Annotated in this window: 21 protein-coding genes; 14 read left to right on the top strand and 7 right to left on the bottom strand. The window is 28.6% G+C overall.

The window, feature by feature from the left end:
• The first annotated feature begins 104 nt into the window (after positions 1 to 104).
• The 4 genes from QZ306_RS05555 to QZ306_RS05570 all read left to right on the top strand — a co-directional run bounded on the left by QZ306_RS05555 (position 105) and on the right by QZ306_RS05570 (position 3,922).
• A complete protein-coding gene (locus QZ306_RS05555) occupies positions 105 to 674 on the top strand; it encodes a TetR/AcrR family transcriptional regulator (protein WP_295161968.1) in 570 nt (189 codons plus the stop codon).
• A gap of 21 nt (positions 675 to 695) precedes the next feature.
• Positions 696 to 2,273 carry a ComEC/Rec2 family competence protein gene (locus QZ306_RS05560; protein ID WP_295161970.1) on the top strand — a complete coding sequence of 526 codons (1,578 nt, stop codon included), beginning with the start codon at positions 696 to 698 and terminating at the stop codon, positions 2,271 to 2,273.
• 164 nt (positions 2,274 to 2,437) lie between these two features.
• Positions 2,438 to 2,644: a hypothetical protein gene (locus QZ306_RS05565; protein WP_295161972.1), complete on the top strand. Its 207-nt coding sequence runs from the start codon at positions 2,438 to 2,440 to the stop codon at positions 2,642 to 2,644.
• A gap of 15 nt (positions 2,645 to 2,659) precedes the next feature.
• Positions 2,660 to 3,922, top strand: coding sequence for a glycosyltransferase N-terminal domain-containing protein (locus QZ306_RS05570; RefSeq protein WP_295161974.1), 1,263 nt, complete (start codon positions 2,660 to 2,662; stop codon positions 3,920 to 3,922).
• A 22-nt stretch (positions 3,923 to 3,944) separates the two neighbouring features.
• Here the strand turns inward: QZ306_RS05570 and QZ306_RS05575 are convergent, their stop codons facing one another.
• Both QZ306_RS05575 and QZ306_RS05580 read right to left on the bottom strand, forming a co-directional pair.
• Positions 3,945 to 5,246 (bottom strand): Mur ligase family protein, encoded by a 1,302-nt coding sequence (locus QZ306_RS05575; RefSeq protein ID WP_295161976.1) that lies wholly within the window; start codon positions 5,244 to 5,246, stop codon positions 3,945 to 3,947.
• Positions 5,247 to 5,549: 303 nt separating this feature from the next.
• On the bottom strand, positions 5,550 to 8,204 hold the full coding sequence (locus tag QZ306_RS05580; protein WP_295161977.1) for a valine--tRNA ligase: 2,655 nt from the start codon (positions 8,202 to 8,204) through the stop codon (positions 5,550 to 5,552).
• 296 nt (positions 8,205 to 8,500) lie between these two features.
• On the opposite strand from QZ306_RS05580, the gene QZ306_RS05585 reads away from it, so the two are divergent.
• Positions 8,501 to 8,677: a hypothetical protein gene (locus tag QZ306_RS05585; protein WP_295161979.1), complete on the top strand. Its 177-nt coding sequence runs from the start codon at positions 8,501 to 8,503 to the stop codon at positions 8,675 to 8,677.
• 79 nt (positions 8,678 to 8,756) lie between these two features.
• Here QZ306_RS05585 and QZ306_RS05590 read toward each other — a convergent pair whose 3' ends face one another.
• The 3 genes from QZ306_RS05590 to QZ306_RS05600 form a co-directional block, all read right to left on the bottom strand.
• Positions 8,757 to 10,376, bottom strand: coding sequence for a gamma-glutamyltransferase family protein (locus QZ306_RS05590; RefSeq protein WP_295161981.1), 1,620 nt, complete (start codon positions 10,374 to 10,376; stop codon positions 8,757 to 8,759).
• A gap of 224 nt (positions 10,377 to 10,600) precedes the next feature.
• The gene (locus QZ306_RS05595; protein ID WP_295161984.1) at positions 10,601 to 10,957 is read right to left on the bottom strand and encodes an FMN-binding protein; all 357 of its coding nucleotides are present in this window, start codon (positions 10,955 to 10,957) and stop codon (positions 10,601 to 10,603) included.
• Positions 10,958 to 11,093: 136 nt separating this feature from the next.
• Positions 11,094 to 11,510, bottom strand: coding sequence for a hypothetical protein (locus QZ306_RS05600; protein WP_295161986.1), 417 nt, complete (start codon positions 11,508 to 11,510; stop codon positions 11,094 to 11,096).
• A 148-nt stretch (positions 11,511 to 11,658) separates the two neighbouring features.
• Between QZ306_RS05600 and QZ306_RS05605 the strand changes: the two genes are divergently transcribed.
• The 6 genes from QZ306_RS05605 (at position 11,659) to trpB (ending at position 19,532) form a co-directional block, all read left to right on the top strand.
• Complete coding sequence (locus tag QZ306_RS05605) at positions 11,659 to 13,266, top strand: hypothetical protein (RefSeq protein ID WP_295161988.1); 1,608 nt, start codon at positions 11,659 to 11,661, stop codon at positions 13,264 to 13,266.
• Positions 13,267 to 13,429: 163 nt separating this feature from the next.
• On the top strand, positions 13,430 to 15,334 hold the full coding sequence (locus tag QZ306_RS05610; RefSeq protein WP_295161990.1) for a ribonuclease J: 1,905 nt from the start codon (positions 13,430 to 13,432) through the stop codon (positions 15,332 to 15,334).
• On the top strand, positions 15,232 to 16,332 hold the full coding sequence (gene sppA, locus QZ306_RS05615; protein WP_295161991.1) for a signal peptide peptidase SppA: 1,101 nt from the start codon (positions 15,232 to 15,234) through the stop codon (positions 16,330 to 16,332). Before QZ306_RS05610 ends, sppA begins: the two co-directional genes overlap by 103 nt.
• Complete coding sequence (locus QZ306_RS05620) at positions 16,332 to 16,898, top strand: hypothetical protein (RefSeq protein ID WP_295161993.1); 567 nt, start codon at positions 16,332 to 16,334, stop codon at positions 16,896 to 16,898. The genes sppA and QZ306_RS05620 overlap by 1 nt, the downstream gene beginning before the upstream one ends.
• Positions 16,899 to 16,901: 3 nt before the next feature.
• On the top strand, positions 16,902 to 18,155 hold the full coding sequence (locus QZ306_RS05625; protein ID WP_295161995.1) for an LptF/LptG family permease: 1,254 nt from the start codon (positions 16,902 to 16,904) through the stop codon (positions 18,153 to 18,155).
• Between the two features lie 123 nt (positions 18,156 to 18,278).
• Positions 18,279 to 19,532 (top strand): tryptophan synthase subunit beta, encoded by a 1,254-nt coding sequence (gene trpB, locus QZ306_RS05630; protein ID WP_295161997.1) that lies wholly within the window; start codon positions 18,279 to 18,281, stop codon positions 19,530 to 19,532.
• Positions 19,533 to 19,609: 77 nt separating this feature from the next.
• Here trpB and lepB read toward each other — a convergent pair whose 3' ends face one another.
• Both lepB and gatC read right to left on the bottom strand, forming a co-directional pair.
• The gene (gene lepB, locus QZ306_RS05635) at positions 19,610 to 20,341 is read right to left on the bottom strand and encodes a signal peptidase I (RefSeq protein WP_295161999.1); all 732 of its coding nucleotides are present in this window, start codon (positions 20,339 to 20,341) and stop codon (positions 19,610 to 19,612) included.
• 34 nt (positions 20,342 to 20,375) lie between these two features.
• Positions 20,376 to 20,699: an Asp-tRNA(Asn)/Glu-tRNA(Gln) amidotransferase subunit GatC gene (gatC, locus tag QZ306_RS05640; protein WP_295162001.1), complete on the bottom strand. Its 324-nt coding sequence runs from the start codon at positions 20,697 to 20,699 to the stop codon at positions 20,376 to 20,378.
• A gap of 323 nt (positions 20,700 to 21,022) precedes the next feature.
• Here gatC and mrdA point away from each other — a divergent pair, with 323 nt between their 5' ends.
• From mrdA to QZ306_RS05655, 3 genes are read left to right on the top strand one after another with little or no spacing between them, the layout of a single operon-like run.
• Complete coding sequence (mrdA, locus tag QZ306_RS05645) at positions 21,023 to 23,017, top strand: penicillin-binding protein 2 (protein ID WP_295162003.1); 1,995 nt, start codon at positions 21,023 to 21,025, stop codon at positions 23,015 to 23,017.
• Positions 23,010 to 24,326 (top strand): FtsW/RodA/SpoVE family cell cycle protein, encoded by a 1,317-nt coding sequence (locus QZ306_RS05650; RefSeq protein WP_295162005.1) that lies wholly within the window; start codon positions 23,010 to 23,012, stop codon positions 24,324 to 24,326. Before mrdA ends, QZ306_RS05650 begins: the two co-directional genes overlap by 8 nt.
• A 5-nt stretch (positions 24,327 to 24,331) precedes the next feature.
• Positions 24,332 to 25,483, top strand: a complete 1,152-nt coding sequence (locus tag QZ306_RS05655; protein WP_295162008.1) for a fused response regulator/phosphatase — start codon at positions 24,332 to 24,334, stop codon at positions 25,481 to 25,483.
• Positions 25,484 to 25,589: the final 106 nt, after the last annotated feature.

Below are 25,589 nucleotides of genomic sequence, written 5' to 3' on the forward strand. Positions count from 1 at the left end.
AAAAATCAAAAAGCATTTAAAAAATATTTACTATTTAATAAACTTTGACAAATAAAAAATAGAGTATATAATATAATTAAATATGGGTTATAAGGTAAATTAATATGATGCCTCGCGAACAGATAGTAAATGCAGGAAAAAAACTATTTAAAAAGTATGGTTTTAAAAAAGCGTCTATGAGCGATATAGCATTAATGGTGCATAAATCTAAAAGCAGTATTTATCATTATTTTAAAAGCAAGGAAGAGATATTTTTTGCAATAGCCGAAAACGAGGCTGATGATCTGAAAAAAGAAATATATGAGGCTATAAAAAAAGAAGATACGGCAGAAGCAAAATTAAGAGCATATATTCTTACAAGACAGAAAGGATATATAAAACTTGCAAATCTATATGAAGCACTGTACAGCGAAATATTTGAAGACTTTACGCTTATAGAGAATATGAGAGCCCAATATCATAGAGAAGAATATAATACAATAAAAATTATACTTAGAAGCGGAGTAAAAAAAGGATTATTTAATATAAATTTAAGACTCGCTATAGAAGCCGTTTTAGCAATAATAAAAGGATTTGAAATAGAATGGGCTAAAAACAAAAATTCAGAAAATTATGAAAAAGATTTAGACACAATTATAAATATAATATTTTACGGAATAGTTAAAAGAAATTAAATATATTAATTAAAAGCTATAATGAAAACTTTCTTCCAATATCCTATTACATATATAATGTACATCGCATCATTTTTTACTTTAGGAATATCAGCTGCATTTATAAATCATGATTTTGCTTACGCTTCGCTTATAATATCTTCTATACTAATAATTTTATCTATAATATCGGCATTTAAAAATAAATATAATATTTCAGCTGCAATATTAATATTATCATGCTCATTTATAGGCTACAGCTATACAATCATAAGATACCATGATATATTAAAAAAGCCGCTGAACAATTTTGATAGAGAAATTAAAGCATACAATATTAAAATATTATCATATGACGGCACAATAGGCTTCAGAGACAGATATACCGCCTATGTAAATAAAGTTTATGACGGAACTAATTGGCATAACTATGCGGGAAATATAAGACTTTATAATAATTCGCTTAAACCCGTATTTATTAATGACGAAATAACCGTATCTTCAAAAATAAACCTATATAAAAATATGTTAACTAATAATGATACTTATAACTTAGAAATAATAACGGAAGTTCTTGCAGATAAAATGCTTTATGGAGCTGCAAGCATATATCAGTATAATAACTTCGTTGTTCAGAAAAATGGATTTTCTATTATAAACTATATAAATAATTATTCTGTAAAAATAAGAAACATAATAAAAAGATCATTAGGTGAAAATATAGACGCCCTTCCATACTCAGTAGCACAGGGTATTATGATAGGAGATAAAAATATCATACCATATTCTATAAGAAAACATTTTATTGATGCAGGCATATCTCATATACTTTCAATATCAGGACTTCATATTTCTATGATATTATATATTTTATTTTTATTATTGTCATTCTTTCCAATAAGCTTTTATAACAAAATATTAATATCAACAATTGCAGCCGCAGTAATATATACGCCTATTACATTATTTTCAGTATCTGTAATAAGAGCGAGTATAATGGCTTTTTGTCTGCTTATATCATATTATTTTGACAGAAACAGAAATTCAATTAATGCATTATTTTTATCTGGACTAATCATACTTTTATTAAATCCTAAATCTGTAAAAGATATAAGTTTTCAATTTTCATTTTTAGCCACTCTTGGAATAATTGTTTATTATCCTATATTTAATTTTTTTATAATAAAAAATATAAGAAAAATAAATACAAATAATAAAATTACAAATATAATAAAAAATTATGCAATAAATTTAATTTCATTTTTGTTTATAAATATATTCGCTCTTTTAGCGGTATCTCCTTTAAGTATGCATCATTTTTCAATATTAAATCTTACTTCCGTAATAACAAACATATTTGCCGTACCTTTATCATTTATAATACTATCATCATCATTATTAACTATAACAGCATATCAGATATATAAGCCTTTATCTGTTTTTCCTGCGTATGTTTCTGAATTCTGCTCAAATCTTTTAATGGAGCTGGCATATAAATTCAGCAGCATAAGTTTCTTAAAATATGAATTGAAATTAAGTTTATATTTGGCTGTATTTATAACATTTATAATAGTATTTACAGGAATCTTAATAAGAATAAAAATAAACAAACCCGCATAATTTACTTTAATAAACGGAATAAAATTTTTTATTTGTATAAATATATTTGTAATTGACAAAATAATCTATTTTTATATAATTATCTTATGAATAAATATCTTTTAATACATAAAATAATTAATGCATCAATAATAATGCTTTTTCCTATATCGGCTTTCTATATTATGGAGCATAATAATATAAAAACTGGCATATATGAAGCAATTTTTATTATAATTAATGCTATAGAAATAGCTCTGTTTATTTCATTTGCAGTTGTATCTTTTAAATGCGAATGGGGTACAAGAAAACAGCATGCTTTAGTTAAAGCGGTTATTTCATTTATCATATATTTAATTATTATTATAATTACCATATCCGCTATTTTATAATTATTGGTATTATTAATGCAGAAATTTTTTATAGCCGTATATACAATATTCGGATATATTTTTTATCCGATTATATTTATAGTTTTTTCTATTATGATGATATTTAATAAGTCTGTCAGAATGGGGGCTTTATCAAGGTTAGGATTTATATATCCTAAAGAAAATAATAAAAATGCAGTTTGGATTCATGCCGTAAGCGTAGGTGAAATAGTTGCGGTCAGAGAAATAGTATTCAATTTAATAGAAAGAGAATACACCGTTTATTTATCAACAACGACCGCAGGCGGATATGATATGGCAAAAAAAAATTACGGAGATAAAACTGAGCTTTTCTATCTGACTTTAGATTATCCGCATATGATTAATAAGCTTATTAACCTAATATCGCCTGAATATGTTATGATAGCCGAAATAGAAATATGGCCTACTCTTATATATATGCTTCATAAAAAATTAATACCTCTATATATGATTAACGGAAGAATAGGAAAAAAAGAAATAAAGGGATATAAGAATTTTCAATTTTTCTTCAAGCCTTATTTCAATATGTACACAAAAATATTAGCGCAGAGCGATATAGATAAAAATAACATGATTTCTATAGGAATGCCTGAAGGACTTATAACCGTTACAGGAAATTTAAAATATGATATAAAATATTATGCAGATGAAAAAAAAACAGAAGATTTGGAAAATATGATACCCGTTAATAAATTTATAATTACAGCGGGAAGCACTCATGCAGGAGAGGAAGAACTTATATTAAAAGCAATAGATTCTATAGGCATAAAAGATAAAGTATATATTGTTATAGTTCCAAGAGATATTAACAGAGGAGAAGATATACAGAAACTTTCATATAATTTAGGATACAGTTTGCCTCTTTATACGAATTATGAAAAAAAATCGGAGGATGGAATTATAATAAACACTATAGGAGAGCTATTAAATTGGTATAAGCTTTCCGATTTGGTTATAATGGGAGGTACTTTTATGGGTAATATGGGCGGACATAATATATTAGAGGCTATTTATTTTAGAAAACCTGTTATAGTCGGAAAGTATATGTATAATTTTATAGAAATTTATGAATATATGAAGGATGCAGTACTGACATGCGAAGATAAATCGCAATTAGCATATATTATACAAAAAGCATATCAAGATGAAAAACTTAGAAATAATTTAGCGCAAAAAGCATATAATTTACTGATACAAAATAACGGAGCTTCTAAAAAAACTATATCCATTATCAATAAATATCAAGGTATAGTATAATAATACCGTTTTTATATATGTTTTAATCGGTAATATTGCTGTTTTTGTATATATTTATAAATTCGCCAGCCGCATATAATGAACCTATTACCAATACAGGTTTATCAATCATTTTTATATTTTTAACGGCATCATAAAAATTAGGTATATGCAAAGCATTATTTTTTAAATACTTATAAGTTTTATAGCTGTCGGTTTCTTTATGAGATATGTTATCAGGAGAACTGACTATTATTTTTGAATTATACTTTTTTAATATAGATGACATATTTTTAATATCTTTCTGACTTAGAGGAGCAAACAATATTATAATATCATCATACCATTCATACACAGTATTTAATACTCTTTCCAATGATTTAGAATTATGAGCGCCGTCTACTATTATATCAGGATTCTTCTGCAAAAATGTAAGACGGGCATTTATATGAAAATCTTTTAAAGATTTTACAGCCTTATTAATATTTTTTTCCGTATAATTATTTTCATTTTTTAAAATTAAATTTAAAGCTTTAAAAGAAAGAGATATATTTTCAGCCTGATGTTCTCCAAGAAGAGAGGTTGAAAAATTATATTTTTTATTATTTTCTTTATAGATAAACTCTAATCTTTCATTGCTGTTAATTATTATCTCAGCGTCAAAATCTTCTTTATATATATATAATATGCAGTTATTTTCTTTTGATATATCTTTTATAATTTTTATTGATTTTTCTTCCTGATAAGAGGATATTACTGCCGTATTAGGCTTTATTATACCTGCTTTTTGCTCCGTTATCTCCTCTATAGAATAACCTAATATTTCCATATGATCATAAGATATGGAAGTTAAAATACTTATTGAAGAGTTTACTATATTTGTGCAATCAAGTTTACCGCCTATACCTACCTCTATGCAGGCATAATCTAATGCATTTATATAAAAATAATATAATCCCATTATGGTAAAAATTTCAAATACAGTTATATTATTATATATTTCATTACTGTCTATAATATTTTTTATTTTTAATGTAATATTTATAAAATACTCATCGCTTATACATTTTTCATTTACAGATATTCTTTCTCTTTCATCTATTATATGAGGAGATGTGAAAGCCCCTGATTTATACCCTAAGGAAGACAGCATTTTAGATAAAGTTAATGCAGTTGAGCCTTTTCCTTTTGTGCCAGTTATATGTATAACTTTAAATGTCTGATTATATCCTAAGATTTTTAATATCTCTTTTACATTATTTATATGATTAAAATTATTTTTATTAAGTGTTTTCTTTCCCATAAAGGAATATATATAGTTTTTAGCTTCTTTTATATTATTCATTATATATGTTTCCGCCAGATATCAAAGTTTAAAAAATTACGGATAGAATATCATATTTTAAAAAAGACTGCAATAAACTAAAAACCTTTAAATAAAAAATATTTAAAAATAATTTAATTACAGTATATAATTCTAATTAAATTTTAAGTTTTTATTATAATACCATTAAAACAAGTTTAATTATTGTTTTATTTTCTATCAAGTTTAAAATTATTTACTTTAATTATTTAAAAACAAAAAACTTAACTTATAGATGCTGTTAAAATATAAGTTAAGTTTTTATTTTATATTTAAATTATTAAATTACAGAGATGATAAAACTTCCTCTATGCCTTCCAGTTTATCTTCAAACTCTTTTTTCTTTCTATTTTCAGTGTCTATTGCCTCTTGTTTTGCTTTACTCATAAAGTTTTCATTGGAAAGTTTTTTATTTACAGCTTCCAAATCTTTTTTATAGCGCAAAGCTTCTTTTTCTAATCTTTTTCTCTCTGCTTCCAAATCTATTATGCCAGAAAGATTAACATTTATTTCCCCTCCCTCAAATACTTTAACAAAAGATCCTTTATTTCTCTGACTGCCTGCCGAAGAAACTATATTTAATGATTCTGTAACAGAAAGAGCCGATATAATATCTTTATAGCTTTCAGCAGTATTTTTGAAATAATCCGAATTATATCTTATTATAACATCAAGTTTTCTGTTTGGAGGCAAATTAAATGATGAGCGGGCATTTCTTATACAAGATACTATATCCTGAATTAAATTAAAATCTTTTTCTATAACTTCAAATATATATCTGCCTTCATATTTAGGGTACTCTCTGATCATCAATGCTTTTGAATATATATTATATTTAGGAAGATTAGAATAAATTTCCTCTGTAATAAAAGGCATAAAAGGGTGAATCATAGCCATTGACTCTTCCAAAACATATAAAAGAACGGCAATAGCTTTTTCTTTTCTGCAGGCGTCTTTCAAGTCAAATTTAGTTATCTCTATATACCAATCGCAAAACTCATTCCAATAAAATTTATAAATAGTCTGAGAAGCCTCATCAAATCTATACTCTTTTAATTTTTCTGAGGCAGATTTTATAGTCTTTTGAAGTCTTGATAATATCCATTTATCTTTATTTTCAAGTTCAAAATTATCTAAATCTTTAATATCTGCATTATCTTCAATATTGCCGAAAATATATTTAGCACTATTGTATATTTTATTTGCAAACTTACCTCCCATTTTGAAAAGCTCTTTATCAAGCCAGATATCCTGACCTCCTAATGAAGTTATAAAAGACAAGGTAAATCTAAAAGCATCGGCTCCATACTCATCAATAATTTCTATAGGATCTATGCCGTTTCCTAAACTTTTGGACATTTTTCTCCCGATTTTATCTCTTATAAGTCCGTTAAGATAAACATCTTTAAAAGGAACATCATTCATAAAATGTATGCCTGCCATAATCATTCTGGCAACCCAGAAAAATAATATATCATAGCCTGTAATAAGCGCTGAAGTAGGATAAAAATATTTAAGCTCTTCGTTTTTTTCAGGCCAGCCGAAAGTTGAAAAAGGCCATAGCCAAGAAGAAAACCAAGTATCAAGTACATCTTCGTCTTGATGAATATTTCTGCTTTTACATGTGCAGCATTCCGTAATATCAGTTTTTGAAACAGTCATTTCTCCGCAGTCACCGCAGTACCATACGGGAATCCTATGCCCCCACCATAATTGCCTGCTTATACACCAATCTCTGATATCATTCATCCAATGATTATAGGTATTAATCCATCTTTCAGGATATATTTTTGTACTCCCTTCATTAACCGCTTTGTATGCTTTTTCAGCTAAAGGCTTCATTTTTACAAACCATTGATCGCTGTAATAGGGCTCTACAACATTATGACATCTGTAGCAATGACCTACCTGATGCTTAATATTATCTTTTCCTGCAAAAGCACCTAATTTATCCAGCTCCTGTATAATTAAAACCCTAGCCTCTTTTACAGTTTTGCCCTGATAATTTGAAGGAGTATTTTCATTAAATGTGCCGTCAGGATTTAATATATTAATAATATCTAAATTATGCCTGCAGGCTATGGCAAAGTCATTAGGATCATGAGCGGGAGTAATTTTTAAAGCTCCTGTACCAAAATCTTTATCAACATAAGAATCTTTTATTAATTTTAATTTTCTGCCTACAAGAGGAAGCATTAAAACATCATTTTCCGTAAGATGTGCATATCTTTCATCATCTGGGTGAACAGCAATAGCAACATCTGCTAAAATAGTTTCAGGTCTTGTAGTAGCAACTTCAATATATTCATCTTTTCCGTCTATTTTATATTTAATATGATATAAAGCCCCTTCTGTCTCTTCATGTTCAACCTCATCATTAGCCAACGCTGTACCGCAGCTTGTACAATAGTTTATAAGATATTTTCCTCTGTATATTAAACCCTGATTATAAAGCTCAACAAATACTTCTCTTACGGCATTACTTAAGCCTTCATCAAGCGTAAATCTTTCTCTGTCCCAATCGCAGGAACAGCCTATTTTTTCAAGCTGCTTAATTATAATAGAATGATGCTCATTAGCAGTTTCCCAAGTTTTTTTAATAAAAGCCTCTCTTCCCAAATCATATTTATTTATGCCTTCAGCTTTTAATTTTCTTTCAACAACATTCTGAGTTGCAATACCTGCATGATCTGTTCCAGGCATCCATAAAACACATTTTCCAAGCATTCTATGAAATCTTATAAGTATATCCTGAAGAGTATTATTAAGACCATGTCCAATATGAAGTACGCCTGTAACATTCGGAGGAGGTATGACTATAGAATATGGTTCTTTATTTTTATCAATAACCGCATGAAAAAATCCGCTTTCTTTCCAGAAATTATATAATTTATCTTCAATGTTTTTAGGAGTATATGCTCCTTCTAAAGTATGCTTCATATTCTTTTCCTCCAAATTATAATTCTCATTTTTTAAAAAATTTCTTCATATTTTATACTATAATAAAATATTTTTCAATTATAGAAAAAATAAATAATGTCATGGAGCCATACTTATTGGACTTTTTGTGGTATAAAAAAAGCAGTATCCTTGTTATAATATTGTTGCTTAAAATAAAATCATTAAGTAAATCATTTTTAAGATCTTTTAAACTTTCTATCTCCAAGTTTTCTAAACTATTTAGAGGATTATTTGATAATCTGGTATAATCTTCTATAATTAAGATTCTCCTGCATATGAACAAGATAAGGCAAGACTTAAAAATAAACAAAGTTTATTACGGAGATTTCAATAATATTGAAAGCAGATACAAAATTATTATTTTTATTGTTACTAATAAAAATTGTTCGCTTAAAGTTTCCGTCATTCTTAGAATACCAGAAGCCCGCAATTTTTATAATTTATCATTATAACATTTAAAAATTATATTATAAAATATAAAATTTTAAATTTAAATACTGCTATATTAAAGAGTTTTCTAAAATAATATTTTTAATAAACAGCAATACCCGAGTCTGTTCTTCCGTCACAGCCCGCACAATAAACATCATTATCATTTTTTATTATAATCTGTCCGCGTCCGAAATATCCGAAATATGTAATATAATCTTTCTTTGATGCGTTATGCTCCAATGATAAAAGTTCTTTATAAAGATTATTGTCAAAATTATATTCCAATTCTATATTCTTACTGCCAACCCATTGCCATCTTGGTTTATCAAGTGCGACTTGAGGATTTAAGTTATAATCTATCAAATTACTGATAACCTGCACATGCCCCTGAGGCTGCATAAAAGCTCCCATTATGCCTAATGCTCCGTAAGGTTTTGAATCTCTGCATATAAAAGCAGGTATAATTGTATGATAAGGTTTTTTATGAGGCGCTATAAAATTATCCGATGAAGGATCTAATGAAAAATTTGCTCCTCTGTTTTGCAAAGCTATGCCTGTTTCAGGAATTACTATACCTGAACCGAATGCCGTATAATTACTTTGAATATATGAAACCATATTTCCGAAACTGTCGGAAGCGGCTAAATATACCGTATCACCTGATGAAAATATATGATTAATAGGCTCTAATGCCTTATTTTTATTTATAAGAGAAGCTCTTTTTTCAGCATATTTTTTTGAAAGCATTTCATCAATGGAGGTTTTCATATAATTAATATCGGAGACATATTTTTTAGTATCTGTAAACGCTAATTTCAATGCCTCAATTTGATAATGAACTCTGTCTGTCTCATTTAAATCATTAAAATCAAAATTTGACAAAATATTTAGAGTCATTAATACAGTAATGCCATGTCCGTTCGGAGGAATCTCATAAATATCATAACCTCTGTAATTTAAAGTTATAGGATTAACAAACTCCGTATAATATCCGCTTAAATCTTCTTTAGATAAATATCCTCCATATTTTTTCATAAATGAATCTATTCTTTCAGCATACTCTCCCCTATAAATACATTCTGCATTTGTTTTTCCTATATCATATAGAGTTTTAGCATGAAACGGAAGTTTTACTATTTCGCCGAGCTTCGGAGTTTTTCCGTTAAAAGTAAAAGTATCAAACCAATATTTGAACTCTTCTTTTTTAAGATTATCTGAAGCTTTCATATATATATTATAAGCTTCCTTCCAATCAAGAGCAGCCTGAGGCTGAACGGCATATCCGTTTTCGGCATATCTTATAGCAGGTTCAAGAACATCTATAAGTTTTAATCTTCCGAATTTTTTTATAAGCGATTCCCAAGATGCAGGAATTCCTCCTACAGTTACAGGAATAACTCCGTATAACGGCATTTTATCAAGATTAAGAGATAATATTTTTTTTACATCTAAATCTTTCGGAGAAAATCCGCTTGCGTTAATAGCGTATATTTTATTCTCAAAATTAATTATGGCAAAAGCATCTCCGCCTATGCCGTTTGAGGCAGGTTCAACAACAGTAAGGGCAGCAGCGGCAGCAATTGCCGCATCAACAGCATTTCCTCCTTTTTTAATAATCTCTATTCCCGCCTGAGAAGCTAATATATTACTTGTTGCAACTATGTTTTTCCCGAATACAGCATTTCGTTTAGAAGCATACCTGTTATCATAAAAATCCATAATAAAATCCTGTTTTTTATAATAGTTCATTATATTTATTAAATATCTTATTAAAAAATCTGTCAATAAAAACTTTTATATATAAAAAAATAAAGCTGTTAAAGTCTGGATTTTTTAATTTTAAAACTATAATTTTTAAAATCTAATTTTTTTTATTTATTTAAAAATAATAAAACGCATCTGTAAAAACAGATGCGTCAATCAAATAATTTCTATTAATTTAATTACTTAGCAGGAGTTAATTTAGTTAAAGCATCTTCAGCTAATGCAGTCCAAGTAGCACCGCTTACACCGTCAGCATAAATATTATTAGCTTTTATCATTTTATCATAAGCTGCTTTTCCTCTTGCAGGACCGCTGCTGTGTCCGCACTTTGTCAATACAACCTTTGTCAATTTGCCGCCTGCAACGGTAAATTTACCCTGATAATCTCCGGGTCTGTTTTTATAAACAGCTTTATAATTGCCCAAATATGTTCCGTCAGGTATTTTTGACAAATCTACTTTTTTCTGAGCAAATAGGAACATACTAGCGGTAAAAATAACCGTAAATACTAAAAACATAACTTTTTTTAAACGCATACATTCTCCTTTTTAAATATAAAAAATTACTCGTTAATCATTCCCTCCATTCTGAAGAATGGCAGACACTCATAACTTTTTATTATATGTTAAATTAAAACTATATAAGCAGTAAAAAGTAAAATATTTTATGAAATTAATTTAATATTTTTTTTATTTCACCATCTCTTAGCAAGCTTAATAAATTATTATATTCCACAGCTGTTTTTATTTGATAATATCTGCCGTCTATAAAACTTGAATATTCTACTTTAATATATTTTTCTACAATATCTTTCAATTCTGTATTTTCATATTTTTCGTTCGGAAGTTCTTTAGCAAATGCAGTTTCTGTTTTTACCTTTGACAAAGCCAAAGCAGCATTAAAAGCGCTGTTTTTTATATCTTCTTCCGTTACGGCATAACTGTTCGGATACCCTATGGAAGTTACTATAAATTTATTTTCATTTATCCAGCCTTCATTAAAATTAATATTTAAAGCTGTTTTTTCAGCCGATTTGCATGATATTAATAAAATAAACACAAATACAATATATGTAAAAATATATCTCATACCGCCTCCGAATTATAAAAATGCATCTTTACAATAATCGTCAAATTCTATTTTTTTTAAAGTATATAATTTTACAGATTATTAATTTTAGAGTATGATAATTCCGATTATATAAAAAATATTTAAACTTAATAATTGGGAATTATTTATGAAAAGATTATATATTATATCTGTCATCTTTCTTTTATTATATGTAAAAGCATTTAATCAAATATATACCCTGCAAAACGGAGAAAAATTAAATAATTCATATATTCTGTCTGAAAACGATTACGCAATAATTTTAGAAAAAAACACGGCTGATTTAGGAAAAACTTTTGATATAATCTTCAAAGATACAAGGTTGGAAGGATACAAAGAAGCGGGAAGCATAAAAATACTGCCTAATGGTACTTTAATAGCCACTATGTTAAAAACTTCTTTGGCAAAAGATATGTGGGTATTAATATACGGTAATATAGAGCAGGAATTTGATTCTATAGAAAAAGAAATGTATGCAGGAAACAATTCCGTAATATTTGCCAGATTAACGGATTATGGAATTGCCGTAATAAACGGAGAAGCAAAGGTTCAATATTCTGAATTATACGAAAGCGTTATTAATGAAAATAATTATGCTTTTTCGTATTCAAGAGACGGGCGGTATTATGTAAATATTAACGGAGAGGAAAAACAAGTAACTGCAAAAGTTACTAAATTAAAAATCTCAAATGACGGAAAAAATATTGTATATGTTATAGATAATCAGGAAAACTCTATAATATTTAACGGAAGTAATGATACTGAAAGTTTCAGATTAGTTGATGATTTAGCCTCATTTAATAATAACAGCATAGCCTATGCTGTAAAAATGATGCCTAATACTATAACGGACAATGATATTTCAAATATGCTAATAAACAGCAATGATTCAAATATGATGATAACTAATGATATCATAACAAATACTGTATCTATAACAAATTATAATTTATCAAATATAAATATATATACAAATGAAGAAGGAATAACGGTTAAGGGTCAGTCAAATACTATAGCATTAATAACCGTAACAAATATTATAACAAATATAAGATATAATGAATTAAGTTCTCTTCCACCTGCCTCAGATATTTCAAATACTATAACATATAATGAATCTATAATGACAAGCGTTATAGCAAACGGAAGAAATTACGGTAATTTTAATTCTGTAACAAATATGTCTTTTTCTCCAAACGGAAAAACTTTAGTATTTGTAAATATCAATACCAATAATACAATGCAGTTATATGCAGGCGGAAATATAACTCCTAATTATGATATTATACATAATTATAAATATTCGGAAGACGGCAGTATTTTCGCATATTCTGCTCAGACTAACGGAGTATCTTTTATAGTACTTAACGGAAAAAGACTGCCTAAAAATTATAATAGTATAAACAGCATATATTTTTCATCAAATAATAATTTAGTTTATAATGCATCGAAAAACGGAAGAGAATATATTATAGCTGATGATTTTGAAAGTCCTTCATACAATAAAATAACTTCATTTAAATTTTCAGGAGATTCTTTTGCATTTACTGCTGAAAGACTAGGCAAATATTATTATTTTATTCTAAATAAAAATACATCTTTAAGAAGGGAATTCGGAGGATATGATTATATATCAGATATGGATGATAATCAAAAAGAAGCATTATCAATAGCATCAGACGGAAAAAACATTTTCATAATAAAAGACGGCATATTAATAAATAATAATCAATAGCTATTAAAATTGAAATGCGTAAATCCATATATGATTCACGCATTTCAATTTTAAAGCATCTATTTAATTAGAGAAAATTATAACTTGACTTAATTTTTTTTATAGTTAAAATACAAAATATATTTTAAGTTTTGTTTTTTTAATCAAATAAAGTAGTTTATAAATGAATGATAATGCTAAAATAAGGATCATACCTCTTGGCGGCGTACAAGAAATAGGTATGAATATGACAATTATAGAATACGGAAATGAAGCTTTAATAATAGACTGCGGTTTCATGTTTCCAAGATATCATATGTTAGGAATAGATTATGTTATTCCTGATACTTCATATTTGGAAGATAAAAATGTTATAGGGCTGATACTTACTCATGGACATGAGGATCATATAGGAGCAATACCGCATTTTTTAAGAAAATTTCCTCATATTTCAATATACGGTTCAAGACTTACGATAGCTTTTTTAAGGGCAAAATTAAATGATTATAAAAACGAATATAAAGAAGCAAAACTGTATGAAGTGGAGCCTAGAAATAAAATACAGTTAGGAATGAATTTTGATATAGAGTTTATAAGAGTTAATCACAGCATACCTGACGGAGTAGGAATTGCAATTACAACTCCTCTCGGCATAATAATACATACAGGAGATTTCAAAATAGATTTAAATCCCACAACGGATAAATTTATAGATCTTTATAAATTTGCCGAATACGGAGAAAACGGAGTACTATTAATGCTTGCTGACTCAACAAATTGTCAGAAAGAAGGATTTTCTATGAGCGAAAGCGTTGTGCAGAATACTATGACTCCGCTTTTTAATTATTCCGACGGCATGATTATAGTAGCAGTGTTTGCAAGCAGCATAGAAAGAATACAAGATTTGGTAACAGCTGCAAAAATTAATAATAAATATGTGGCTTTTTCTGGAAGAAGCTTAATAAAATATACTAAAATAGCGGAGGATATGGGATATTTAAATCTGTATGATATAGTTATACCTATAGATAAAATAAACAGATACCCCAGAGAAAAAATCGTATGCATAACAACGGGAACTCAGGGAGAACCTTATTCCTCTCTTTCTTTAATAGCTGCAGAGTCCCATAAGCATATAAAAGTAGAAGACGGTGATATGGTAATATTCTCATCTAGCGTAATACCCGGAAATGAAATGTCTGTTACAAGAATGATAAATAATTTATTTGACCTTGGAGCAAAAATGGTGGGAGAAGATAAAAAACTTCTTCATGTATCAGGACATGCCTCAAGCGAAGATTTAAAATTAATGTACAGATTAGTAAAACCTAAATATTTTGTACCTATACATGGAGAAAAGAGACATTTAATCACTCATATAAAACTTGTTGAAAATTTAAATGGTTTGGAAAGCAAAGGATTTCTTCTGTATAACGGAGATGTATTGGAAATAGACGAAACTTTAGATGCAAAAACGGCGGAACCTATAGAAATAAGAAATATATATGTTGATGGAAAAGGTGTTGGAGATTTAGAGGAAAGCATATTTTATGACAGAGAACAGCTGTCTCTTAATGGTGTGGTAGTGGCAAATGTTATAGCCAAAAAAAATAATAAAGGCGAATATGATATAAGAGTAGATTTGGAAAGCAAAGGCTTTACATATAACGGAGGCGAAAAAGAAGGCTTAATAAACAAAACAGAACAATTAAGAGAAGAAGGCATAACTTCTGCAGCAGAAACTGTAAGAAAATTATTAAGCAGAAATAAAAGAACTCCTTCCACAATTAAATATGAAGTAAGAGAAGCTCTTCGTAAAAAATTCATAAAGATTATAGGAAGAGAACCTGTAATATTTGTATGCTTATATATGGATCATATTTATGTGAAGAATGTGGATAATATTATAAATAATAATGAATCTCAAAATGAATCAATAATTGATAACACGGATAATACAGACAACAATAAGGAGGAAGAAATAACATGTCATACGAAGAAGAAAAAGAGAATCAAGAAAACCGCTTTGAAGAAAAAATCGGTTCAAATAAAGAGAATAAAAAAGAAAAAGCAGGCAAAAGAGAGCTAATATTCACGGCATTAATTATAATATCAATAATTATCGGAAGCTTAAATATATTTACTAAAAAAAATATAAAAATACCGTCAAAAAATATCACTAATGATATCAGCAGTTCAATGCAGTTAAAAGAAGGAATAGCCATTGTAGATTTAACGGGCATAATAACTCATACTAAAATAAAAAACAGCATAGGTTTTGAATATCCTTCCGTAACGGAAAAGCTTATTAATGATTTTGAATATTATATGAAACACCCAAATGTTAAAGCTGTAGTTTTACAAGTAGACAGTCCAGGAGGATCTTTAACTTCATGCGAGGAAGCTTTAAAATATCTGCAGGAATTAAAAGAAAAAAATCCGAAGCCTATAGTAGCATCATTCAGAAGTATAGCTGCAAGCGGAGGATATTATATATCTATGATAGCTGATAAAATATATGCAAATGAATCTACGCTTACGGGAAGTATAGGAGTTATATCCCAGTTTTTTAATGTATCGGAGCTTATGGATAAATACGGCATAAAAATGTATACTATAAAAAGCGGAATAAATAAAGATTCTCTATCTCCTTTCAGAAAACCCAGAGAAGATGAATTGGCTTATTGGCAGGATATGACTGAAGAATTTGTCTCGTTATTTACAAATGTAGTTGAGCAATCAAGAGGAAGCAAAATAAAAGGCAGCAGAGAAGATATATTTGACGGAAGAATATTCAGCGGAAAAAATGCATTGGAAGCTGGGCTTATAGACTCTATAGGAACATTGCATGATGCTCTAAAAGATGCGGCTGAAATGGGAGGCATAAAAGATGAAGAGCCCTATATAATAAAAAAACCTGAAATAAAAAACAATGTGTTCAATCTTGTATTTTCAAGTATTGCCGAAAATATAAAACCTAAATCAGGCATGCCCTATTCTTCTTTTCCTTATGAAGAAATAATGAGTTCTAAATATATGGGAGTGCCTATGTATATTTATATTCCTAATTATAACGGAGAAAATTAATGCATATATCTGAAGCAATATACTATTATATATTAAAGCCTAAAACTGCTATAAAAAAAAATATAAATTTTGAATACTCTGTTTTAATATATTTATTAACATCTTTAAGCATTGCCGTATCAATAATTTATATTCTAGATAACAGAAGCAATATACTTTATTTATTAATTCTTACATTTGGAATAGCTGCATATATAACAATATCAAATATAGCAAAAATAGCTATTATCAATCTTACAATATCAGTTTTTTTTAAGAATAATAGTAAAAATAATATAACAAATTTTATTAATAATTGTTTTGGTATGTACGGAATATTTATTTTTATACTTCCTGTAACATTAATATTTGGAAAATATGCATCTATATATTTTATACAAGCCGCAGCTTTTTTAATACTGCAGTTATATTATATAATTCTGATGTATAATAATATCAAATATTCATTTAATATAGAAAGCCCATTTAAAGTTTTTTTAGTTTTAATAACACCTGTAATATGCAGTTACTTACTATATGTATCATTGGCAATATTAATATTCGGAGTTTTTATAAACTATATATAAGCTATGAAAAAAATTACCAAGTATATTATAAAAGAAACTATAGGTCCTTTTTTTGCAGGCATTTTATTTTTTACTTTCATATTTGTAATACAGCTTTTACCCGAATTAATAAGACTCATACTTAATAACGGAGCTCCTCTGATTATGTCATTAGAAGTATTTGCATATATGCTTCCTTTTAACATAGCTATAACAATACCCATGTCCATACTTATGGCTAGTATAATAGGATACGGTAGACTGTCTTCAGATAATGAAATAATAGTAATGAGAGCCTTAGGATTTCCTCATATGAGAATATATATGCCGATTATAATATTAGGAATTATAACATTTATATTTTCGTTATTTTTTAATAATGTAATTATGTCAGAATCAAATTACAGATACAGAGCATTAATTTCCTACATGGTAAATATAAAACCATCAATTGCCGTAGGAAAATTAGAATTCTCAGATATTCCTGATATGGGATTATCCATAGGTTCGGAGTATGCCGATGACAAAAGCATATCTAATGTTATTATATATGATAAATCCGAAATAAAAAGAGTTATAAACGCTAAATACGGTATCTGGAAAAATAATGAAGCTAATTCAAGTGTAGTAACATTAACATTATATGACGGTATAGTACAAGAAATGCCTGGATACGGGTTTGCTACAAACGATTATACAGTATTTGATTCTATGGACATTAATATTGTAAGGAAAGTAAGCACATTAAGCTCCCATGAAAGAGGATTAAGAGAAATGCCATCTTGGCAAATACTCAAAAAAATAAATACATTAAAATTGAATGCTGATAAATCTGTAGACGAGCAAATAAATGCAATGATAAATAATGCATATCATAACACTGAAACAAATACAGTTGATATAATTTCATTTTCCAATGAATATGTAAATACCAACTCGGTGCAATTAAATTCCATAAGAGAAAAAGCAATAGACGAATCTGTGCCGTATTTTTATTATGTGGAATTTCATAAATTTATATCAATACCAGCAGCTTGCTTATTTATGGTATTAATAGGAGCACCTTTGGGAATAGTAGGAAAAAGAAGCGGTAAAGGATTCGGATTCGGAATATCTGTAATAGTAGTTGTAATATATTATCTTCTTATTACAGCCGCAGAATTGATGGCTGGAGGAAAAAAAGTTCCGCCTATTGCCGCTATGTGGTTTCCAAATATAGTGCTGGCTATGATGGGAGCTTTCTTTATGATAAGATCTTTTTTCAGCAGAGGAAAATAAAAAAGTATCATTATCATTGTACATAATAATATATTTTTTATATAATACTATTGACAATTTTTATATATATGGTAATATTACTATATATAGTAATATTACTTATAAAAACAGAGGATTTATAGTATGAAAAATAGTAATAAAGGATTTTTCGGAAAATTCGGAGGGAGATTTGTTCCTGAAGAATTAGAAAAATTATTAATTGAACTTGAAGAAGCATTTCTGTATTATATTAATGACAAAGAATTCTTAAACGAGCTTGAAGAATTAAGATCTGATTTTATAGGAAGACCTACCCCGTTAATGTATGCTGAAAATTTATCTGAAAAAATAGGTGGCGCTAAAATATATGTTAAACTTGAAGGTTTGGCAAATACAGGTGCTCATAAAATCAACAATTCAATAGGACAGGCTCTGCTTGCTAAAAGGATGGGAAAGAAAAAAATTATAGCTGAAACAGGAGCAGGTCAGCATGGTTTGGCATCAGCTGCGGCATGCGCAAAATTAGGTCTTGAATGTTCAATATATATGGGCGAGATAGATGTTAAAAGACAGCAGCCCAATGTTGTGTCTATGGAATTGTATGGTGCTAATGTAGTGTCTGTAACATCAGGAGGAAGAGGACTTAAAGATGCGGTTGATAAGGCATTAGAAGATTGGGTTAAAGATTTAAAAGATACGCATTATCTGCTTGGAAGTGCTGTAGGTCCCAGCCCTTACCCTGATATTGTGAGAACTTTTCAATCAATAATAGGAAGAGAATTAGAAAAGCAAATAAAGGAAAAAAATTTAAATGTAAAAGCTATGATAGCATGCGTGGGAGGAGGCTCTAATGCCATAGGATTTTTTGAGCCTTTTATAGAAAAAGAAAATCCGAAATTAATAGCGGTTGAGGCAGGCGGAATAAGTATGACACTTGGAGAAAATGCTATTAGAATGAAAAATCCGTATGCTGAAAATATTGCAGCTCAGGGATATATGAGCAAGTTCATATTAAAAGAAGACGGAGAAATATCTGAAACTATGTCTATAGCTGCAGGACTTGATTATCCTGGAGTAGGTCCTCAGCTTGCATATTTGGGAGAATTAGGGAGAATAGAGTTTATTTATGCTACGGATAAGGAAGCTGTTAATGCCGTAAAAGAGTTTGCAAGAAATGAGGGTATAATATTTGCATTAGAAAGCGCTCATGCAGGTGCTAAAGCAATTGAATATGCAAAACAATATTCAAAAGATGATGTAATTATAGTCAATATGTCTGGAAGAGGAGACAAAGATATATTTATAACTTCTCCTATATTCAGAACTGAAAAATGGAAAGAGTTCTTAAAAAATGAACTGGAAAGATTAGAAAAAAACATAGATATTCATAAGTTTTAGATTCATATTTTTATATATTTCTTAGGTTTTTGTTTATTAATTTTAATATTCAAAAGCCTATTTTTATTAGTTTATAATTATTTATAAATAACTTTTCCATCTATATTGGAAAAATGAACATTACCGAAATCCCTACTGTCATATCCGTAATCTCTGTTATCAGATAAAACAAAATATTCATTATATCCTATTATATAAGGTCCGAAATTATCTCTTGATGAAATTTCCTTATCTAATATTCTATTATCTAAATCTATATTAGCCCAAGGTTCATTAAGTATTTCCCCGTTTATATAAACAATTTTATCTTTTATCTCTATAGTCTCTCTTGGAAGTCCTACCACCCTTTTTATTAAATATCTGGTTTTTGATATATTGATATTTCCGAAAGAAATAAAATAAACAAAATAAGATGCAAACCTTTTTAAAAAAAACTCTCTCTGCGTTCTAGGATCAATCATAAATACAATATCTCCCCTATTAGGTCTTGCAAAAACAATGCTTTTTCCTGTAAGTGAAGAAACAAAAGGTCTGAAAGCTGCAGCATATCTTAATTTTGAAATAATCAGCATTCTGCTTGGCTCTATAGTATTCATCATAGAAGAGCTTTTCATTCTGTCAAACCTTATAAACAAAGTTATAATTCCGAATGAAATAAAAACTATGACAAAACCCAAAGCAAGTCTTGCAATAGCTCTGTAAATCAGGCTTTCGCTTCTGTAATATATAAATATAAAAGGTTTTAATATAGATTTAACGGCGTTAAACTTATCTTTTTTCAACTTTTCTTTATCATAAGAATAATTCATCTATAATTGATGACCTCTGTAACCGAAAATATTTTCAAGATTTTTTAGCCTGATGCTCGCTGTTTTCCAAAGCCGCAGGAACAGCAGGTACTACAATATAACCGTATTCTCCGCTTCTGCATAAATCCATTATAATTTCATTATCTAAAGTCTCGCCTTTAATATCTTCTCTTAAATATTCAGGCAGATCTATAGCATGATACAGAGGATCAATACCATCAACATTAACTTCAAATAACTCTTCTATAAAATTTAAATCTTTATTTAATCTGTCAATCATCTCATCTTTTTGATTTTCTTCTATTTTTAATCTTGTTTGATATAAAAGCGCTTCCAATTCTTCTCTGTCTGTAGTCATTGTTATATCCTTAAAATATTGTATATAAGCATAATATATTATAATTGATAATTTTTCAATAGCTTATATATTTTTTATCTTAAATACTTTATTAAAATTTAAAAGAAATTTAATAATATAAGATTTATAATTATTTAATTTTCAAATAAAAAATATTTAATGTATTCAAATTTTATGTAAAATATTGTATCATTTTAATTAATATTAATTAACATAACAACTATTTTATTAAGTTAATAATTTATGGAAAAATACCGTTATTTATAGTATTGATAATTTTTTGCTAATATAATATTAATAACAATTATTAAATAGGATTATTTATGAATTTTTTAGAGATAGAATTAAATAAAGATAAAAAAATAATAAGCGAAGATTTTAAATATAGAAAAAGATTAGTAGCAGTATTTATAATATCAATACTTGTTGTAGCTTTGCTTTTAATAAGGCTGTTTTATTTACAGATAATAAAAAATGATCATTATGACAGTCTAGCAAGAAATAATAAAGAACAAATAATACCGATAGAAGCATACAGAGGAGAAATTTATGACAGAAACGGAATTATAGTTGCTGAGAATATAAAAACATATACAATGTATATGATTCCAGTTTATCTTCCAAAAAACTATTTTGAAAGAGAAGAATTATTATACAGAGTATCTAAAGTTTTCAATATAGATCTGGGTCATATAAAATCAAATTTAGAAAAAGTATCAAAAAACAGTTATGAATCTGTGGAAATATCTGAAAATATTACAATGTCTCAAATGAGCTATTTAGCAGAAAGATCTGAAGAATACCCAGGAGTATATTATGGAAGCAAATCCATAAGACATTATCCTCTTGGAGAAACTATGACGCATGTGCTTGGATATATAGGCAACATATCTCAGGAAGAATTTGAAAATAAGCGTGCGGAAGGATACAGAAGAAACAGTATAATAGGCAAAGAAGGCGTTGAGCAGTTTTATGATAAAGAGCTCAGAGGCATAGACGGATATGAACAATGGATAGTAGATTCAAGAAACAGAGTAAAAGAAACAATAAGCCCCGCAATAGGAAAGCCTATACCCGGCAAAAAACTTATATTAAGCATAGATTCAAAAATACAAAAAGATGCAGAAGAGTTAATAAAAGGACAGGTTGGAACTATAATTATATCCAGACCTTCAACAGGAGAAATATTGGCTATGGTAAGTTCTCCTTGGTATGATCCTAATATATTTATAGGGAAAATAGACAGACAGAAATATGCGGAACTTATAAATAACCCTGCAAATCCTTTTTGGAATAAAGCAATTAGGGGAAGATACCCTCCTGGCTCCACATTTAAATTAGTAACTGCCGTAGGCTCATTGGCTGAAAAAAGAATAGGAGTTAATACTACCAGATACTGCGGAGGCGGTATGCTTCTTGAAAACAGATTCTACAGATGTACGGGACAGCATAGATATGTAAATATGTATAAGGCTATTCAATTTTCATGCAATACATATTTTTATAATTTGGCATACGAGCTCGGACCTAATTTCATAAAAAGACATGCTGAAATGCTGGGTTTCGGGGATATTACGGGAATAGATTTACCAGGTGAAAAAGTAGGCATTGTACCAAGCGCTGATTGGAAAAGAAGAAAAATCGGCGAATACTGGTGGGACGGAGATACAATTCAATATGTTATGGGACAAGGATATATGTCTGCTACGCCTATTGCGGTACATATGGCTACTTCTGCTATAATCAATGATGGCATAATGTACAGACCTCATATTGTTAAAGAGATAAGAAGTTCGCAAACAGATGAAGTTATATATAATAATGATAAAGTAATAATAAAAAAATTAGATATAGATAAAAATATATTTACTGTTGTAAAAGAAGGTATGAGAATGGCTGTAACTGGAGGTACCGCTAGAAATGGTGCTTGGTCTCCTAATATTAAATTGGCGGCAAAAACAGGTACAGCGCAGAATGCGCAGGGAAAAGACCATACTTGGGTAACTATATTCGGACCTTACAATATCAGACCAACCGATGATATGATTGCAGTTACAGTAATGCTGGAGCATAGCGGAGGCGGAGGCGGTACAACTGCAGGACCAATCGCTACGGCAATGCTTCGCTCCATACTTGGAGGAGAAGATGCTGTGGAAGCAAGAAATATTATATATTCAAGAATGCAGTATATATATCAGCAGATAAGGCTTGCAAGAGAACAGATGAAAGCTCAGGAAAACGGAGAAATATTAGAAAACATTGATGGTGAGCAAAAAGAAGAAAAAACAGGAGAAGATGAAAGAATAAAATATGAATGATAAAAAAGAATTAAAAAAATTATTTGTCTTTGATTGGAAAATATTAGCAGCTGTAATATTTTTAATGACTGCAGGAGCTGTTGCTGTATATTCATCAACATATTCTCCAGAATCGGGAAAAACAAGCTGGATGTTTTTAAAATTTATATTTTTCTGCGCAACAGGCATAGTGTTAATATTTATCAGTATGTTTATAAATTATACTAAATTAGCGGAACACAGAATGTCTTTATATATACCTATGCTTGCGGTATTAATACTGGTTTTGATACCCGGAATAGGTACCACTATAAATGGAAGCAGCAGCTGGCTATTCGGCATGCAGCCTTCCGAATTCGGAAAAATAGTTGTTATAATATTTTTGGCAGGATATTTGGATCAGATAGGAGATAAAATAAAAGATATAAAATATTTTGCTTTGGCAGGTTTTTTTATTTCAATACCTATAGGATTAGTACTTCTTCAGCCCGATTTAGGTACGGTGCTTGTATATTGCTTCATAGTATTTATAATGCTGTTTATGGGAGGTGTTCCAACCAGATATATTATAGCATTAATAAGTATAGGTGTAATCGGTCTTTCAATACCTATGTTTCTGGAGTATAAAAGAATGTCCGATGATATAGACAATTTTCTCTTTAACTTCTTTTCCCAGAGAATATATATAGGCTATTTAGCTGGTATCTTTTTATTTATATCGGCGCTTCTTCTTACTCTGAATTTTTATATGAACAGCAGATATATAGGATTATTATCATTCACTTTCTTTGTATTATTTTTATGTATGGGAGCGGCTCTTATATTTGATATAGGCTTAAAAGAGTATCAAAAGCAGAGATTATTAGTATTTATGAATCCTCAATTAACAAGATTAAGTTCAGGATATAATATAATACAATCTTTAATTGCCGTCGGAAGCGGAGGATTATTGGGAGAAGGTTTTTTAAATGGAAGCCAATCTCAGTTAAATTTCATTCCTCAGCAGGTAAATGATTTTATATTTTCAAATATATGCGAGGAATGGGGGTTTATAGGAAGTTCTTTGGTGGTGCTGGCATATTCCGTTATTTTTATAAGAGGAACAATGGCGGCATATTTTGCTAAGGACAGACTTGGAGCTTTAATTGTATCGGGGGTTATTGCTATGTTCTTATGCCATGTAATTATTAATATCGGAATGGTAGTAGGTATGATGCCTATTACAGGCTTAACATTGCCTTTTATAAGCAGCGGCGGATCTTCTATATGGACTTTCTCTATATCCATAGGATTAATATTTAATGTTGAAGCTAGAAGGTATGTTCATTAATTAATATGAAAAATAATATTTTAACGGAAAAAGTTTTAATTGCAGATTCAAATATAGATTATGCTAAGTTTCTGCAAAACTTTTTAAAGGAATCAGGATATTTATCCTATATAGCATTATCTTATGAAGAAGCTATTAATACGGCTTATGATAAAATACCTGACTGTATATTAGTAGATTATATGCTTCCTAATGCAGGAGCATACCGTATTTCGCAGCATATAAAAAATGACAATATATTAAAAAATACTGCGGTGCTTTTTCTTACAGCAACTAATAATAAAAGCGAATTTTTAAAAGCTTATGAATGCGGCGCAGATGGTTTTTTTATAAAATCTATAGATACGGACATATTACTATCAAAAATAAAATCATATATAAGATTAAAAAAAGCTATAGAATCCAATATAATGTATATGAATATATTAAAGCAGGATATTGAATATGCATCAAAAATTCAGAAATCTATACTTTCCTACGGAAACACATCAATACCGAAAAACGACATATCTATTTTTCATTATGCTCCTAATGAAGTATCAGGCGATTACAGCGGAATAAAAAGCATAAATGACGGCTGGTATGCAATACTTCTTGCTGATGTATCGGGTCATGGAGTGGCTGCAAGTATGCTTACAATATTAATAAAATCTTTTTTTGATTCACATGTAATAACAAATTTCATTAATACTTCTCCGTCTAATTTTATAAAGGAGCTTAATAATTTTTTTATAGAAGAAAATTTTGATAAAAATTTATTTGCATCTGTATTTTACGCCTTATACAATAATAATACAGGAGATTTTATATGTTCATCTGGAGGCTCTCCTAAACCTATATACTACTCTGAAGATTCTGCAAAAGAAATCAATACGGAGGGACCTTTAGTAGGAATGTGTGAAGACAGCGAATATTCTGAAATAAGTATAAAATTAAAATACAATGATACGCTGTTTATATTTACAGACGGAGCATACGAAATATTTAATTCCGAAGGTAAAATGCTCGGAGATGTAAAGTTAAGAAATATTTTCATTAAAAATGCCAATAAAAATATTAATGTAATAAAAGATAATATAATAAAAGAGCTAAAATCATTCTCTGATAATATACTATCAGATGATATAAGCATGATAATACTGAGAAGAACAAATTAATAAAAATAAAAAATTAAATTAAACTTTTATTTTATATATATAAATTTTAATCTATCACAATAATAAATAGTTTTTATAAAAAAGCATCATTATTATGCACTAAAAT

It is taken from the genome of uncultured Brachyspira sp., assembly GCF_910588665.1.
In the GTDB taxonomy this organism is placed as follows: Bacteria; Spirochaetota; Brachyspiria; order Brachyspirales; family Brachyspiraceae; genus Brachyspira.